Here is a 15603-nt window from a genome sequence, read left to right on the forward strand (position 1 = left end):
CGTTACAGTGACGTTATGGAAGAGCACGCGGCCGAGGGTCAGGGACGTCCGGGCGTCCCTGCACCGCCTGGCGGGCACGCGCTCCGCATCGATCGTGTGGCGGTGCGTCGCTCTGCCGTGCACACGACGTCCCAGCTGCCCGTCGTCGACGAGACGTCCGCGGGCGGGCTCGTCGTGGGGCTCGAGGACGGCACGCCGTGCGTTGCCGTCATCGCCCGACGCAACCGGGCCGGACGCCTCGAATGGTGCCTTCCCAAGGGCCACCTCGAGGGCGTGGAGACTCCCGAAGAGGCGGCGGTGCGGGAGATTCACGAAGAGACTGGGATCCTCGGGCGCATCGTCGAGCGCATCGGTTCGATCGACTACTGGTTCTCGGGCGACGGGCGGCGCGTCCACAAGGTCGTCCACCACTTCCTCCTCGAGGCGATCGGCGGGTTCCTCACGGTCGAGGGTGACCCCGACCATGAGGCTGAGGACGTCGCGTGGGTTCCTCTCGCCGATCTCGACGCCGTCCTGTCCTACCCGAACGAACGGCGGCTTGCCGCCGAGGTGCGGGCCCTTCTCCGGCGCGGCAGCGCGTCTCACGGCACGGCTCCCTGATGGGCCCCAGGTTCGCAGGTCGTCCCGCGCGGGACGGCCGGGTGCGCGCGCGCAGCAACGCGCTGGTGGGGACGGCTCTCGCGGCTCTGCTCACGCTCGCGTCGCTCGGTGCGGCGCTGCCCGCAGCCGCGGCGGCGTCAGCGACCGGTGCCCGCAGCGTCGTCGCTGAGCCCGCGGCGACGCCCGCGCCCACCGTCGTCGTCACCGAGGTGCTGCCGCGCGCGATCGGGACCTCCGACACGGTGCGGGTCACGGCGCTCGTGACGAACACGACGGACGTCCCTCTCGAGTCCGCGCACGCACAGCTGGGCGTCGTGCGGTACCGCCTGTCCTCGCGCGAGGCGTTGCGCGGCTGGGCCGCGGGCGAGGTGACGACGATCCCCCCGACACCCGTCGCGCGCCAAGACCTCGAGGGACCCCTGGCGCCCGGTGCGTCACGGGTCGTCACCCTCACCGCACCCGCCGTCGACCTGCGCCTCCTGCCCTACCCGGAGTCGAGCGGCGTCCGCGGCATCGTCGTGAGCCTCGCCGACCCCGTCCGCGGCACGCTGGGCGAGGGTCGGGGCTTCCTCACCTGGACACCGACGCTCGACGTCGACCCCGTCCGGCTCTCCGTCATCGTGCCGCTCACGGGCCCCGCACCGGATCCGACGGACGTCGCGGCGTGGTCGACGCGCATCGGCGTCGACACGGCGCCCGGCGGGCGCCTCAGCACGGTCGTCGCCGGAACGGCCGCGACCAAGGGTGTCTCGTGGGTCGTCGACCCGGCGCTCGTCGAGCAAGCCGCAGCAGGCACCCCCGTCACCGCGGCGTGGGCGTCAGCCCTGCTCGCGGGCGCGAACGGGCGGGACGTCTTCGCCACCGACCGCTTCGACCCCGACCTTGCGGCGCTCGCCGCAGCCGACGTCACGCCGCTGGGTGACGACCGCGAGCCCCTTGCGCCACCGAGCGCCGCCGCCACGCAGCCCGACGACCAGGCGACACCGACGGACAATCCGGTCGAGGCGGCACGGCGGGCTGCCCAGGCGTGGCGCACCGATCTTGCGCTCCCCGCGACGCGGACCGCGTCGACGACGTTGCTCGCTGCGGCCGCGTCCGCGGGACGGTCGCTCATCGTCGTCGACGACGGCCTCGCCGGGACCGGGATGACGACGGCACCCGGGTCTGTCGCCGTGACGACGGACGGGGGGTCGATCACGGCCCTCGTCCCGGACGCGATCCTTAACCAGCTGTTCGCTGAGGCGACCGCGCCCCTCGACCCTGCGGTCCCCGCCGCCCACGCGGCTGCGGCGCGGTCGCACGCGCTCATGGTGCTCCTGGCCGAGCTGGCGACGGTCGGTGAGGAGCCAGCCCTCGCGCAGCCTCACGTCGTCATCACGGCGGACCGTTCCTGGTCGCCCGACGGCGCGGCGGTGACCGCCGTTCTCGCGACGCTCGCCGGCGACCGCACGATCGACCTCGTCCCTGTCTCGACGCTCGTGGGCTCGCCCCAGGCCGCCGTGCCCCGCACGCCGCTGCCCGAATCGGCATCGCCGGTCGCCGACCTGCGGCCCGTCGCGGTCCGGCGTGCCTGGGAACGGGTGAGCGACGTGCGCGCGTTCTCGGACGTCGCGGCCGACCCGGGCGCGCTGAGCGACGGACCGGTCGACGCCACGTCCGCAGCGCTCGCCGTGGCGTGGCGCAGCGCGACGGGAGAGCGCCTGCGGCTCCTGGGTGCTGCGCGCGCGCAGACGGAGCGGATCCTCGAGGGCATCTCGGTCGTCGCCGGGAGCGACATCAACCTCATCTCCGACCGCGGTGACCTCCCCATCAGGATCCGCAACGATCTCGGTGTCGCGGTGTCGATCGGCGTCGCGCTCGTGCCCGACGACCCCCGCCTGAGCGTTCTGGATACGCCGTCTGCCGTGGTCGAGCCCGGGACCGAGGTCAACGTCGAGGTCCCGGTGCGAGCCATCGGCTCGGGCGACGTCACCGTGCTCGTGCAGCTGCGCGGTCCGAGCGGTGACGTCGTCGCCGAGCCCTACGCGTTCGACGTGCGCGTGCGGGCGGAGTGGGAGACGGTCGGGACCGCGGTCATCGGCGTGCTGCTCGCCCTGCTCGTCCTCGGTGGTGTGGTCCGCACGATCCGGCGTGGGCGCTCGACCCGGCGCACAGCCCCGATCCGCCCCTTGGAGGACGCGTGAGCGAGGCCGCACAGGGTTCTGACAGCCTCGGACGGTCGAGCGTCGTCATGGCGGTCGGGACGGCTGCGTCGCGTGGCCTCGGGTTCGTGCGCAACATCCTCCTCGTCGGGGCCGTCGGCGCGACGGGGATCGCAGCCGACACGTTCGACGTCGCCAACAAGATCCCGACGATGATCCACGCGGTCGTGCTCGGCGGGATGCTCAACGTCGTCCTCGTCCCGGCGATCGTCAAAGCGTATGCACGGCGGGACGGGGCCCGGACCGTCGACAAGCTGGTGACGTCGGCAGCACTTGCGCTCGTCGCGCTCACGACGATCGTCATGGTCGGGATGGGCGTCGTCGTCCTGGCGCTCGGCGGTTCGCAGTGGTCGCCTGCGCAGCAGGAGCTCGGTGTCGTCATGGCGCTGTGGTGCGCGCCGCAGCTGTTCTTCTACGGCATGTACGCGGTCCTCTCGCAGGTGCTCAACGCGCGTCGCGTCTTTGGTCCGGGCATGTGGGCGCCCGCGATGAACAACGTCGTCTCGATCCTCGGCTTCGGCGTCTTCGTGGCGATGTACGGCTGGTACGAGCCGGGGGCGCCGCTCGACGCGGTGACGTGGTGGACCTCGCCCCGGATCATCCTCATCGCGGGGACGGCGACGCTCGGGATCGTCGCGCAGGCGCTCGTCCTCCTTCCCGCGTTGCGCCGGGCGGGGATCACGCTCCGGCCGAACATCGATCCGCGCGGTGCCGGACTGCGCTCTGCGGGCAAGGTCGCCCTGTGGACGCTCGCAGCGACGCTCCTCGACCAGGGGGCGGTCGCGGTGACGACGCGGATCGCGGCGAGCGCGCCGTGGGCCGCGGGTGACGGTGTGGCGGCGGTGCCCGGGGTCGCAGGGCCGAGCGCGTACACGCAGGCGCTCATGATCTATCTGCTGCCGCACTCGCTCGTCACGGTCTCGGTCGCGACAGCGCTCTTCACCGGTATGGCGGCAGCGGCGCACGCGGGGCGCAAGGACCTGGTCCGACGGGACCTCTCGCGGGGGCTGCGCACGATCGGTGTCTTCACGCTCGTCGCCACCGCCGTGCTCGTCGTCCTGCGCGAGCCTCTCGTGCGTGTGCTCGTGCCCTCGATGTCGCTCCCGAGCCAGGCGGCGATCGCCCAGGTCCTGGGCGTCATGGCGCTCGGTCTCGCGCCGCTCGGCGCCATGGTGTCGATGAAATGGGTGTATTTCGCGTTCGAGGACGGTCGCACGGTCTTCGTCATCCAGGTGCCGATCGCAGCGACGCTAGTCGGGGGTTCCCTGCTCGGCTCGGTCGTCCTGCGCCCTGAGCTGTGGGTCGTCGGAGTCGCGGCCGCGATGGCGCTGTCGAACGTCGTGGGCGTGCTCCTGCGTGGGCGTGCCCTCGGACGGCGGCTCGACGGCATGGACGGCGCGCGCATCGTGCGTCTCTACGTCCGTGCGGGAGTTGCCGCGCTCGTCGGCGGAGGTGCCGGCTTCGCAGCTCTGTCCGCGTTCGGCGACCGCGCTGTCGAGTCCTGGCCGTGGGCGGTTCTCGCGTGCGTCGTCGTCGGGGCGGTCATCGGGGCGGTCTACCTCGGGCTGCTCCGGCTCATGCGGGTCGAAGAGACGGCGGCGCTGCGCGGTCTGGTCGAGCGGGTCGTGCGCCGCGGGCGCTGACATTGACGGTCGCGCGCGGGGTCGGCTCAGCAGGCGCGGCCCGGCGGGCGCGGCTCAGGCGTCGCGGATGTCCCCGTCGAGGTAGTACCAACGCCCGCCGCGTCGCAGGAACCGGCTGAGCTCGTGCAACCGGCCCGGCCCGTCCGGCCCTCCCCACGTCGCGATGAACTCCACCGTGCCCTCGTCCTCCCCGGGGCCGCCGCCGTCGGCCACCTGGACTGTGAGCCCCGTCCACGCGGGGCCGTCGGCGAGATCGATCGTCTCCGGGCGCGTGCGGGGGTGCCAGGTGCGCCACACGTGATCGGCGTCGCCCAGCACGTAGGCGGTGTAGCGCGAGCGCATGAGGTCGGCGGGGGTCGCGGCTTCCCGCTCGCGGTGGAGCAGCGGAAGACAGCACGTTTCGAGGGTCGAGCCGGAGCCGCAGGGGCAGGTCGCTGGCATGCCCGTACGGTAACCTCCCCGCCGACGTGGTCGTCCACCGTAAGATCGATGAGGGCGACGCGGCACATCCGCTGAACCTGTGACGTCCACCGGAAGGGGCACCGTGACCGAGTCGCACGTCGGAGACGTGATCGCCGAGCGCTACCGCCTGCGCGAGCGTGTTCCCTACGACGTCGGCGACGCTGAGCGTTGGGCGGCGGAGGACGAGATCTTGGGTCGCGAGGTGCTCGTCACGATCGTGTCGGGCGAGCGTGCCGAGGTCGCGCTCGACGAGGCCCGCCGTGCGTCGCTCGTCATGGACCCACGCCTTGTGCGGATCCTCGACGTCGGCCGCGCGGACGTCGTCCCCTACGTCGTGATCGAGCGTCCCCGAGGCCGCACTCTCGACGACGTCGTCCTCGAGAGCGGCCCGCTGTCGGGTGAGCACGCCCGTGCGATCGTCGGAGAGGTTGCGCAGGCTCTCGCGGTCGCCGAGCGCCGCGGGGTGCATCACCTCGCTCTGCGCCCTTCAGCCGTCCACCTGGCGCCCGGCACCGTTCAGCTTGAAGGCCTCGGCCTCGATGGCGCGCTGGGTGACGGCTCGCTCGGTGGTTCGCGTGCGAGCCTCCCGGCCGACGCCGCCGGCCTGGGACGACTCCTGCAGTTTGCGCTCACGGGACAGCGCATCGCCGACGTTCCTGTGCCCGCCGGAGCGCTCGACGGGCCCGCGGACGACGATGTCGAGGCGGTCGCCCTGGCCTCCGTCGCACGTTCCCTGCTCACGAGCCTCACCCCTGGGCTGCGCGCGCCGAGCGCGCTCGTCGAGGAGCTTGAGCCGTGGGGCGAGGTGCACGTGCCCGAGGCTCCCGTGCCCGCACCGAGCAGCCCCGTTCCTGCGCCTGCGCCTGCCGCTGCCGCTGCCGCTGCCGAGGCGAGCCTCGAGGGCGAGGCCTCCGAAGACGTCGGTCCTGCTGCCCTGGCGGCCGTCCCGGGTCCGCCGACGACCGGGGCACCGGCCGCCTCCGACCCCGCCGTGGGTGGCGAGCGCCCCGCCAACGCGATCGATGTCGCCGAGGCGGCCGTACCCGAAGGACCCGTGGTGCCAGCTCCTCTCGAACGCACATCGGTGCGCGGCATGCTCGCGGGCACGCCGCTCGCACCCGCCGTTCCCGGCGCCCCCCAGCCGCCACCTGCCGCCGAGCCCGTCCGCCGCACGAGCGTGCGGGGCGGAGGCGCCAGCCTCCCCGGCGGGGTGGGTGCTGCCGCTGCGGCAGCAGCCGCGGCCGGGGTCACGGTCGTCGGCTCAGGTGCGGGGGCCGCAGCGGGAGCCGTTGCGGGCGCTGCGGCGGGCACTGCGGCGGGTACTGCCGGGGTTGCCGGAGCAGGAGCCGCCGGGGTTGCCGGCGGGGCGACAGGCGCCGCAGGAAGTGCCGCTGCTGGCACAGCGGAGGGGATCGCACCCGGGAGCGCCGCAGGAGGCACCGCCGGATCGACGCCTTCCGCTCCGAGCGCGGCGCCCGTGGGTGCCCCCGCGGCCCGCGTGTCGTTCGACGCGGCGGTCCTCCAGCAGGCCCATTCCGCGGCAACGCCGACGCAGCCGCGAGTTGGTTCACGCCCGACGACCGCTGCCCGCAGCGCAGAGATCCGTACGATGCGCTTCGATCCCACGATCTTCACGCTCGTCGTCGCCCTCGTCCTCGTGGTCGGTGGGGTCCTGTGGTCCATGGGCAACCTCACGGAGTTCCGCTCCCCCTTCCAGTGGGGCTCGAACATGCGGCCCGTCGCAACCGACGGCTCGGACGGCACGCAGTCACCTCCCGCGACGACTCCGCCGACCCTGCCCGTCATCGTCTCGGCTCAGCAGCTCGATCCGGACGGCGACGACAACGAGCACCCCGAGGCGGTTCCGCGCGCGATCGACCTCGACCCGACGACCGGCTGGTTCACGCGCACCTACCGCTCGGCGACGTACGCGGGCATGAACAAGCGTGGTCTGGGCATTGCCGTGACGTTCGAGAAGCCCGCTCCGGTGTCGACCGTCTACATCCAGTCGAACAGCACCGGCGGCCGCATGGAGGTCCGCGCGACCGACCCCTCGAAGCCTGATGAGGGCACGGTCCTGTACAAAGGCCCCATCGAGAAGGACATGGAGATCGAGGTGAAGGAGCCGGTCGAGGCCGAGCACATCGTGCTGTGGTTTACCGAGCTGCCGCAGACCTCGGGCCAGAACCGCGCGGAGATCCTTGAGATCTCGGTGTCCTAGACCCTCGGGAACAACCCCTGCACCGTCCGGCGTTGACCGGGTGGAGACCTCAAGAGTGGAGAGCACGTGAGCAACGAGCACAACGGGGACGTTCGCGACCTCATCATCGTCGGTTCTGGCCCCGCGGGCTACACGGCCGCGGTCTATGCGGCGCGGGCCGGCCTGAGCCCGCTGGTCCTCGCGGGTGCGTTCACCGCGGGCGGTGCCCTCATGAACACGACGGACGTCGAGAACTTCCCGGGGTTCCCCGACGGCGTCATGGGCCCCGAACTCATGGCCGGCATGCAGAAGCAGGCTGAGCGCTTTGGCGCGGAGATCGAGTGGGACGACGCGACCGAGCTCGACCTCACAGGCGACATCAAGCTCGTGACGACGTCGGAGGGCACGGTCTACAAGGCTCGCGCCGTCATTCTCGCGACGGGTTCCGCCTACCGTGAGCTGGGCCTCGAGGACGAGCGACGCCTCTCGGGCCGCGGGGTCTCGTGGTGCGCAACGTGCGATGGGTTCTTCTTCAAGGACCAGCACATCGCGGTCGTCGGAGGCGGTGACTCGGCGGTCGAGGAGGCGACGTTCCTGTCGCGCTTCGGCTCTCAGGTGACGATGATCCACCGCCGTGACGAGCTGCGTGCGTCGAAGATCATGGTTGACCGGGCGATGAATGACCCGAAGATCTCGTTCGCGTGGAACTCTGAGGTTGTTGGTATCACCGGTGACGACAGGGTTCGCTCGCTCACGCTGCGTGACACCGTGACGGGTGAGGAGCGCGAGCTCGACGCGACGGCCCTGTTCGTGGCTATCGGTCACGTACCGCGCACCGACCTCGTCAAGGGTCAGGTTGACCTCGACGAGAACGGATACATCGTCGTGGAGGGCCGCTCGACGCGCACGAACCTTCCCGGGGTCTTTGCGTGCGGTGACGCTGTCGATCACACGTACCGGCAGGCCATCACCGCAGCCGGGACGGGTTGCTCGGCCGCTCTCGACGCCCAGCACTTCCTGGCGGCACTCGACGACACGACGTCGTCGGTCGTTGCGGGGGCATGATGGCTGCCACTCCTGTCACAGACGCGACGTGGGCCGACGAGGTCATGGGCGCCGACGTTCCGGTGCTCGTCGACTTCTGGGCTCCGTGGTGCGCACCGTGTCGGCAGGTAGCTCCCATCGTCGAGGAGCTCGCGGTGCAGTTCGCGGGCCGGGTCAAGGTCGTCAAGCTCAACACTGATGAGAACCAGGCGACGACCGCGGCCTATGGCATCGTGTCGATCCCGACGCTCAACATCTATTCGGGCGGGGAGCTCGTCCGGTCGATCGTCGGCGGGCGCCCCCGGCAGGTGCTCGCCAAGGAGCTCGAGGACGTTCTCGCTGGCTGATGCGGTGAGCTGAGGTCGTGCGACGGTGTGCGACAGCGCGCGTTGGCGAGTGCGCTATGGCGGGCAGCGCGCGGGAGTGACGAAACGCCTGTGGCCCTGATCCGTTGGATCAGGGCCACAGGCGTCTGTGGTCGATGTCTATCGCTTCCGGAGGACACCCGGGTCTTCGGGTGCCATGACGTCGAGGATCCGGTTGAGGTCGTCGACGGACGCGAACTCGATGGTCATCTTGCCGCGCGTGCGGCCGAGGTCCACCTTGACGCGGGTCTCGAAGCGGTCGGAGAGGCGCGTCGCGAGCTCGTCGACGGCGGCACTGCGTGTTCCGGCGCGGGGCTTGCGTGGTGCGGGCCGTGGCTCGAGCCCTCCCATGGAGACGATCTCTTCTGTGGCGCGCACAGAAAGGCCCTCGGCGACGATGCGCTGAGCGAGCCTCTCGATCGCGGCGGCGTCCTGGAGGCCCAGGAGGGCGCGTGCGTGGCCGGCGCTGAGCACCCCGGCCGCGACACGACGCTGGACAAGGGCGGGGAGTTTGAGCAGGCGCAGGGTGTTGGAGATCTGCGGTCGCGATCGCGAGATGCGGGTTGCAAGCTCGTCGTGCGTGCATCCGAAGTCATCGAGGAGCTGCTGGTACGCGGCCGCCTCTTCGAGGGGGTTGAGAGCAGCACGGTGGAGGTTCTCGAGGAGGGCGTCGCGGAGGAGGTCATCGTCATCGGTCTCACGGATGATCGCCGGGATCGACTCCTTGCCGGCCTCGCGTGAGGCGCGCCAGCGCCGCTCCCCCATGATGAGTTCGTAGGCGGCCTCACCGGTCGGGTCGGGACGCACAACGATCGGCTGGAGCACGCCGATCTCGGCGATCGATCCGACGAGCTCATTGAGGTCGTCCTCGTCGAAGACGGTGCGTGGCTGCCGCGAGTTTGGCCGAATACTGTCAAGCGGGATCTCCCGGAAGCTTGTTCCCGGGATGGGCACGAGGCCGCCGTCGTCGACAGTCTCGACGGGGGTCGCAGTCGTGGCGATCGAGGCGGCGGTTGAGCCCCCTCCGGGGAAGAAGACATCGACGGGACGTTCTTCGTTCGATGCGGTGGGGATGAGGGCTCCGAGCCCACGCCCGAGTCCGCGCCTCTTCTCGCTCATGCGTCCTGCCTTTGGGTCGGGGTGGGCGTCTGTGGATTTCCGCGTTCGGCGATCTCACGTGCTGCCTCGAGGTAGGCGAGTGCGCCCGTCGAGTTGGGGTCGTACGTCATGACGGTCTGCCCGTACGACGGAGCTTCGGAGACCCGCACGGAGCGTGGGATCGCGGTGAGCAGCGTCTGTGCGGGGAAGTGCTCGCGAACCTCCGCCGCCACCTGTTGCGCGAGGTTCGTGCGTCCGTCATACATCGTCAGCAGGATGGTGGCGACGTGCAGGTCCTGGTTGAGGTGCGACTGGATCATGCTGATGGTCTTGAGCAGCTGGCTCAGCCCTTCGAGCGCGTAGTACTCGCACTGAATCGGGATGAGCACCTCGCGCCCGGTGACGAACGCATTGACCGTGAGCAGGCCCAGGGACGGTGGGCAGTCGACGAGGACGTAGTCGAGGCGCTCCTCCCCCGCCGCTTCGCGGTGTGCGAGGTAGGCGTCGAGTGCTCGTCGCAACCGTGTTTCACGTGAAACCAGGGAGACGAGCTCGATCTCTGCACCCGAGAGGTCGATCGTCGCGGGAACGCACCAGAGGGTCTCGATGTCGGGGCAGCGCTGGACGACCTCGGCCATGGGTGTGTCGTTGACGAGGATGTCATAGACGGAGGGGGTCCCGGCCCGGTGCTCGACGCCGAGGGCAGTCGAGGCGTTTCCCTGGGGGTCGTTGTCGATGACGAGCACGTTGAGGCCCGACTGGGCGAGACCGGCGGCGAGGTTGACGGTCGACGTCGTCTTGCCGACGCCGCCCTTCTGGTTCGCCACCGTGATGATGCGGGTGTGTTCGGGGCGGGGGAACCGACGTCCACGCAGGCTGATGCGCCGCCGGGCGTCGAGCGCCAGCTGGGCGGCAAGAGGCGTGTCGTCCTCGAACGACGGCACGCTCTCGAGGATCTGGGCGCGCCGCCGTTCCTCATGGCTCTCATGCTCGTACGGCGATGTTTCACGTGAAACGTGGGTCGCCTCGCCCGCCGTCATCGCGTCGCTGTCCTTCACACGCTTCCCTCTCGATCCTTGCCGCGCTGTGGTGATCTCCGATGCCGCTGTTGGATCATCGGGTTCGGGTCGCCGTCACGACTGACGTGGTCGTGAGTCCCTCGATCGTCGGAGCCAGGTGCACGGCGGCATCGGTCGCGCCGTACTTGCGCAGGACCTTCGTCGCCGCGTCGATCTCGTCCTGCGCCGAGCGCCCCTTGAGGACGATGAGCTCTCCCCCGCGCCGGAGCAGCGGGAAAGCCCAACGCCCCAGCTTGTCGAGTGCGGCGACCGCCCGTGCTGTCACGGCATCCACCTCGAGGGCACCGTGGAACTCCTCCGCGCGGCCGCGCTTCACCTCGATGTTCGTCAGAGCAAGTTGCTCGGCGATCTCTGTCAGCCAAGCGCAACGTCGCTCCATCGGCTCGACAAGAAGCACCTGCGCAGCGGGCCTCATCGCGGCGATAACGATTCCTGGCAGGCCTGCACCCGAACCGAGATCGATGATGGTGCCTTCCTCGGGAAGGAAAGGCACAACCGACGCCGAGTTGAGGATGTGACGGGACCACAGCCTCGGGACCTCGCGCGGGCCAATGAGGCCGCGCAATTCACCTTGAGAGACCAGGGCGTCGTGGAACGACCGGACAGCCGGGAAAGCGTCGCCGAAGTAGTCGGCCAGGCGCGGGTCGTCCGAGGCAAGTGACTCCTCTGCTTCGACCTCCGCCACTGACGTTTCACGTGAAACATCAGGGTGTTCCTGGGGGTTAGCAGGCACGCAGCACTCCTTCGACGGGGATTCCGTCCTAGGCTACCCCGCACGTCGGACACCGGGCCGTCCTTGGGGCGCTTGTTGGGATGTTCGCGCGCGCGACCTCGCACTCGAGGTCGGGTCCCGGGACTCACCCTCCCCCACACTGGCCCACACCGTCGCCATGTCGGGCTGCAGGCAGACCCCATCTGCCCCGCCCGCGCCACGCCGCCTCAACCTCCCACGATCCCACCCGCACACCCGGACACCCGAACGCACGCTGACGCAGGAACGCACGCTGGAACACAGGGACCTGCGCCCACCCGCTGGCCCGCACACCCACACACCCCACCCCCACGTGGTTGAGCCGCTCAAGCGGGATCGTTCGGCCTCAGACGACGCATCCCTTCCTCCGACGACATGCTCATCAAGCGGTGCACCCCGCCACCCCCGCACACGTCTCACGACACCGTCCGGGCCCTGACTCTCCGGTGGTAGCGCGCACGAGCTCTGGTCCTGCGCCACCGACAGCCGTAGCTGCAGCCCTACGATCGATTGCGCCAGCGGTCTCCTCGCGCCACATCGCAACGGCGGAGGGACGGGCGAGGCCGGGCTCTCTAGGCACGCGTCATGATGCGAGGTGCCGCGCCTTCTCCGAGATCCCATCGCCTTGGGGCCACCGGGGGACTGGCGACGGTGTCACACCGACCGTGGTTTCACGTGAAACAACCACCGACTCGCATCGACTGGACCCTCGGGAACCCGCACGCGGATATCTCCCCGGCCCGACAGCGGGCGGCCCGCACCGCTTGACCCGTGCGCTTCGGGACTCCACCCGACCGCCGCCCAACTGGTGTTCTACGCCCTGCGCGTGGGCGCACCGCACTCCCCCGTCCACAGACATGCCGTGTGTTCATCGCACGACGCTCCGTACGTGCCCCTCCGCCCACGTGCCCCGTGCCCCATCAGCGGACGTCTCCCACACACCACCCCGCAGCCGTGTCCCACCAGCGGACGTCTCCCAGACACCTCTACGCAGCCGTGTCCCACCAGCGGTCCTCTCCCACACACCTCCCCGCAGCCGTGCTGCTTCAGCGGACCTTAGGCTCGCACCTGCCAGCAGCCGTGCCGCTTCAGCGGACGTCTCCTTCACATCTCCCTGCAGCCGCTTCCCTCCAGCGGACGTCCCACTCACCCCTCCGCGTAGCTGTGGCGCACGCGCCCCGCGGCGATTCCGTTCCAGAGCTCTGGCTCGCGTTGCGCCGGGTGCGCGTCCCCTCCGTGTCGCATCCTCTGTTGAAGGGCTCCCAACGGCGAAGTCACCGGTCACGCGCCGTCGCTTCCCTCAGCCGTCGTGCAGGGTCCACCGACATGGACCGTGGGTATCCCGGGCTGGGCCACCAGCGGACTCGACGGGCCCCACGCCCGTAGTCGGGTCCAGCCGAGCTTCTCGCATCCGTGAGAGCAGGCCGGAAGCACGGTGTGGCTCGCACGCCCCCGACCTACTCCCGTTCGCCCGCACCGCGCAGCCCCACGTCGAACCGGTCGGCTCAGCTAGCACGACCCGCCCGACACGCTCAGCCCCCTCCGCGCGTCGCCACCCTCGACTGCGCCATCGCTTCGCAGCGGCCTGTCGCCACTGGCCCGTGCACAGCTCGCCGTCCCTCGTTGATGGTGGGCGCCATCGCCTCCATACGCCCTGTGTTTCACGTGAAACATCGAGCATGACCGAACGCCGCCGTCCTCCCTGCAACCCAGGCGTGGGTAGCCCCTCCGGAACGCAAGAGCGGGCCACCCCGCACTGGGGTGACCCGCTCTCGAACTCCGCTCAGGCGGAAGGACTGATCTTGATGTAGCGCGCCGGGTCAACCCCGTGCGACTCGCTCGTCAGGCCCGCGGCGGTCACGGCATCGTGGACAACCTTGCGCTCGAACGCATTCATCGGGTCGAGTTCGACGGACTCACCAGAGGCACGAACCGATGCGATCGTCTCCTCCGCAAGCGTCGTCAGCTCCGCGCGACGACCCGCTCGGTAGCCGGCGACGTCCAGCATGAGCCGGCTCCGCTCCCCTGTGCGAGCCTGCACCGCGAGCCGAGTGAGTTCCTGGAGAGCATCCAGCACCTCTCCATCGGGACCCACAAGGCCCTGCAGCTGCTGGGGAGCGTCGGTCACGACCTCAACCGTGGCCCGGCCATGGTCGATGTCCATGTCGATCTCACCATCGAGGTCGGCGATGTCGAGAAGTTCTTCAAGGTAGTCAGCGGCGATCTCACCCTCTTCTTCCAAACGGGCTGTCGTCGACTTCGGCTCGGTGTTCTGGCTCGTCACCTGATGCTCCCTACGGCGTTCTGGTCAGGAATCCTGGCGGCGCCAGGTCACTTCTTCTTCTTGCGCTTCTGGCGCTGCGCCGAGACCGGCTGCTGGCGCTGCCCAGCCGGGCGCTCGATGACTGACGTCTCACCGTCAGCGCTCGTCACCTCGACAATGCCCTTGGCGCGGCGACGCGCCTCGAGGCGCCGTGCTGCCTCAGAACCGGGCGTGGGGATCTTACGGATCGTGTAGAACTGCTGGCCCATGGACCACAGGTTCGAGATCGTCCAGTAGACAAGCACACCGATCGGGAAGTTCACGCCGGAGACCGCGAAGACGAGCGGCAAGATATACATCATGTTCTTCTGCATCGACGCGGCCGGGCCCTCGAGGGCCGAAGGCGGCATGTTCTTCATGGTGAGCTGGCGCTGAGTGAAGAACTGCGTGGCAGACATGATGAGGATGAGCAGGGCCGTGACTACCTTGACCTGCGTGACGTCAGAGTTGAGGAACGTCTCCGAGAGCGGAGCACCGAAGAACGTCGAGTTCTCGATCTGGCTCGCTACGACTCGGTTGATCGGCCCGATGGGATCGTTCACCCCGGAGGCGATCTGCGGCAAGGTGTTGAGGACGCGGAAGAGTGCGAAGAAGATCGGGGTCTGCAGGAGCAGAGGCATGCACGACGCGAACGGGGACGTCTCGTGCTTCTTGTAGAGCTCCTGCATCTCGCGGGCCATAGCCTCGCGCGACGCCTGGTCCTTCTTGTTGGCGTACTTCGCCTGAAGCTTCTTCATCTCGGGCGCGACGACCTGCATACCGCGCGACGCGTGGATCTGCTTGAAGAACAGCGGGATGAGCACGGTTCTGATGACGAGCGTGAGGCCGACGATCGACAGGACCCACGTGAGGCCGCTGTCGCCGGGCATTCCGACGCGTTCGAGAATCCAGTGGCACCCGAACATGATCCAGGCCACGACCCACTGGATCGGGAACAGCAGGTTGTACATCCACTCCATCAGGACAACTCCATGCAGGCAGGTTTCTCGGCTGCGGCGCACACATGCGTCGGAGCCTCGGGCGTGCGCGATCCGGTCTCCTGCACGGCAGGACGTCTCACATCACCAGGAACGTCGTCGACGCCCCCGTAGTTCCAGGGATTGCAGCGCAGGACCCGCCAGATCGCGAGCCTGCCACCTTTGAGCACGCCGTGAATCCTCACGGCGCGGACCGCATATTCCGAGCAGCTCGGGTAGAACCTGCACGAGGGCGGGGTCATCGGCGAGATGACGAGCTGGTAGGCCCGCAGCAGCAGCAGGACGCCACGGCCAGGAAGCCGACGAACGACGCGCCAGGCACGCTGAGCGCCGTTCACACCGCGGCCCTGCTCACGCGCCGTCTCGCTTGTGTAGGCGACCGACACGGCTCAGGCATCCGTCGAGATCGCGTGCGAGCTCGTCATAGTGCTTGTCCGCGGCCGCCGGAAGAGCCCGGACGACGGTAGTGCTGCCGTCCGGCAGGCTTGCCACGTGCTGTGCCATCGCGGCGCGCAGGCGCCGTTTGACGGCGTTGCGCGCCACCGCATTCCCCACTGCTTTAGAAACGACAAAACCGACCATGGCCCGTCCACCGTGCTCGTCGAGGACGAGGTGGTGGACGACCATGGTCGATCGTCCGGCGCGCACACCCTCGCGAACGGTCCGACCGAAGTCGGTCGAACGCCGAAGGCGGTGCGCCGCAGGAAGCACCGGTCAGGCGGACAGCTCGACGCGGCCCTTGCGACGGCGTGCGGCGAGGATGGCGCGGCCGGCACGGGTGGCCATGCGGGCGCGGAAGCCGTGGGTCTTCGCACGACGCCGGTTGTTCGGCTGGTAGGTCCGCTTGCTCACGAGATAAC

Annotated in this window: 15 protein-coding genes; 6 read left to right on the forward strand and 9 right to left on the reverse strand. The window is 69.8% G+C overall.

What is annotated here, in order from left to right; all coding sequences use genetic code 11:
- Window positions 1-15 precede the first annotated feature (15 nt).
- Genes ACTVCO_RS00600 through murJ form a run of 3 tightly spaced genes read left to right on the forward strand, consistent with a single transcriptional unit; the run spans window position 16 to window position 4444 of the window.
- Window positions 16-600 carry an NUDIX hydrolase gene (locus ACTVCO_RS00600; RefSeq protein WP_443726449.1) on the forward strand — a complete coding sequence of 195 codons (585 nt, stop codon included), beginning with the start codon at window positions 16-18 and terminating at the stop codon, window positions 598-600.
- The gene (locus ACTVCO_RS00605; RefSeq protein ID WP_443726450.1) at window positions 600-2783 is read left to right on the forward strand and encodes a DUF6049 family protein; all 2184 of its coding nucleotides are present in this window, start codon (window positions 600-602) and stop codon (window positions 2781-2783) included. Before ACTVCO_RS00600 ends, ACTVCO_RS00605 begins: the two co-directional genes overlap by 1 nt.
- A complete protein-coding gene (gene murJ / locus ACTVCO_RS00610; protein ID WP_443726451.1) occupies window positions 2780-4444 on the forward strand; it encodes a murein biosynthesis integral membrane protein MurJ in 1665 nt (554 codons plus the stop codon). Before ACTVCO_RS00605 ends, murJ begins: the two co-directional genes overlap by 4 nt.
- A 54-nt stretch (window positions 4445-4498) precedes the next feature.
- Here murJ and ACTVCO_RS00615 read toward each other — a convergent pair whose 3' ends face one another.
- Window positions 4499-4885 carry a YchJ family protein gene (locus ACTVCO_RS00615; protein ID WP_443726452.1) on the reverse strand — a complete coding sequence of 129 codons (387 nt, stop codon included), beginning with the start codon at window positions 4883-4885 and terminating at the stop codon, window positions 4499-4501.
- A gap of 103 nt (window positions 4886-4988) precedes the next feature.
- Between ACTVCO_RS00615 and ACTVCO_RS00620 the strand changes: the two genes are divergently transcribed.
- The 3 genes from ACTVCO_RS00620 (at window position 4989) to trxA (ending at window position 8497) form a co-directional block, all read left to right on the forward strand.
- Entirely contained in the window at window positions 4989-7127 is a 2139-nt protein-coding gene (locus tag ACTVCO_RS00620; RefSeq protein WP_443726453.1) for a hypothetical protein, read from the forward strand.
- 66 nt (window positions 7128-7193) lie between these two features.
- On the forward strand, window positions 7194-8171 hold the full coding sequence (gene trxB / locus ACTVCO_RS00625) for a thioredoxin-disulfide reductase (protein WP_443726454.1): 978 nt from the start codon (window positions 7194-7196) through the stop codon (window positions 8169-8171).
- A complete protein-coding gene (gene trxA, locus ACTVCO_RS00630; RefSeq protein ID WP_443727128.1) occupies window positions 8171-8497 on the forward strand; it encodes a thioredoxin in 327 nt (108 codons plus the stop codon). Before trxB ends, trxA begins: the two co-directional genes overlap by 1 nt.
- Before the next feature lie 138 nt (window positions 8498-8635).
- Here trxA and ACTVCO_RS00635 read toward each other — a convergent pair whose 3' ends face one another.
- The 8 genes from ACTVCO_RS00635 to rpmH form a co-directional block, all read right to left on the reverse strand.
- The gene (locus ACTVCO_RS00635; RefSeq protein WP_443726455.1) at window positions 8636-9634 is read right to left on the reverse strand and encodes a ParB/RepB/Spo0J family partition protein; all 999 of its coding nucleotides are present in this window, start codon (window positions 9632-9634) and stop codon (window positions 8636-8638) included.
- Entirely contained in the window at window positions 9631-10671 is a 1041-nt protein-coding gene (locus tag ACTVCO_RS00640) for a ParA family protein (RefSeq protein WP_443726456.1), read from the reverse strand. The genes ACTVCO_RS00635 and ACTVCO_RS00640 overlap by 4 nt, the downstream gene beginning before the upstream one ends.
- 55 nt (window positions 10672-10726) lie before the next feature.
- Window positions 10727-11425 carry a 16S rRNA (guanine(527)-N(7))-methyltransferase RsmG gene (rsmG, locus tag ACTVCO_RS00645; RefSeq protein WP_443726457.1) on the reverse strand — a complete coding sequence of 233 codons (699 nt, stop codon included), beginning with the start codon at window positions 11423-11425 and terminating at the stop codon, window positions 10727-10729.
- Window positions 11426-13226: 1801 nt separating this feature from the next.
- Window positions 13227-13727 (reverse strand): Jag family protein, encoded by a 501-nt coding sequence (locus ACTVCO_RS00650; RefSeq protein WP_443726458.1) that lies wholly within the window; start codon window positions 13725-13727, stop codon window positions 13227-13229.
- Window positions 13728-13774: 47 nt separating this feature from the next.
- Complete coding sequence (gene yidC / locus ACTVCO_RS00655; RefSeq protein WP_443726459.1) at window positions 13775-14725, reverse strand: membrane protein insertase YidC; 951 nt, start codon at window positions 14723-14725, stop codon at window positions 13775-13777.
- Entirely contained in the window at window positions 14725-15129 is a 405-nt protein-coding gene (gene yidD, locus ACTVCO_RS00660) for a membrane protein insertion efficiency factor YidD (protein ID WP_443726460.1), read from the reverse strand. The genes yidC and yidD overlap by 1 nt, the downstream gene beginning before the upstream one ends.
- Window positions 15095-15454, reverse strand: a complete 360-nt coding sequence (rnpA, locus tag ACTVCO_RS00665; RefSeq protein ID WP_443726461.1) for a ribonuclease P protein component — start codon at window positions 15452-15454, stop codon at window positions 15095-15097. The genes yidD and rnpA overlap by 35 nt, the downstream gene beginning before the upstream one ends.
- A 3-nt stretch (window positions 15455-15457) precedes the next feature.
- Window positions 15458-15595 (reverse strand): 50S ribosomal protein L34, encoded by a 138-nt coding sequence (gene rpmH / locus ACTVCO_RS00670; protein ID WP_206188174.1) that lies wholly within the window; start codon window positions 15593-15595, stop codon window positions 15458-15460.
- Between the last annotated feature and the right edge of the window lie 8 nt (window positions 15596-15603).

It is taken from the genome of Sanguibacter sp. A247, from assembly GCF_052324925.1.
GTDB lineage: Bacteria > Actinomycetota > Actinomycetes > Actinomycetales > Cellulomonadaceae > Flavimobilis.

Coding starts and splice junctions, on each gene's coding strand:
- ACTVCO_RS00615 (WP_443726452.1), bottom strand. CDS start 4,885: ATGCCAGCGACCTGCCCCTGCGGCTCCGGCTCGACCCTCGAAACGTGC.
- yidC (WP_443726459.1), bottom strand. CDS start 14,725: ATGGAGTGGATGTACAACCTGCTGTTCCCGATCCAGTGGGTCGTGGCC.
- ACTVCO_RS00635 (WP_443726455.1), bottom strand. CDS start 9,634: ATGAGCGAGAAGAGGCGCGGACTCGGGCGTGGGCTCGGAGCCCTCATC.
- ACTVCO_RS00600 (WP_443726449.1), top strand. CDS start 16: ATGGAAGAGCACGCGGCCGAGGGTCAGGGACGTCCGGGCGTCCCTGCA.
- trxA (WP_443727128.1), top strand. CDS start 8,171: ATGGCTGCCACTCCTGTCACAGACGCGACGTGGGCCGACGAGGTCATG.
- ACTVCO_RS00605 (WP_443726450.1), top strand. CDS start 600: ATGGGCCCCAGGTTCGCAGGTCGTCCCGCGCGGGACGGCCGGGTGCGC.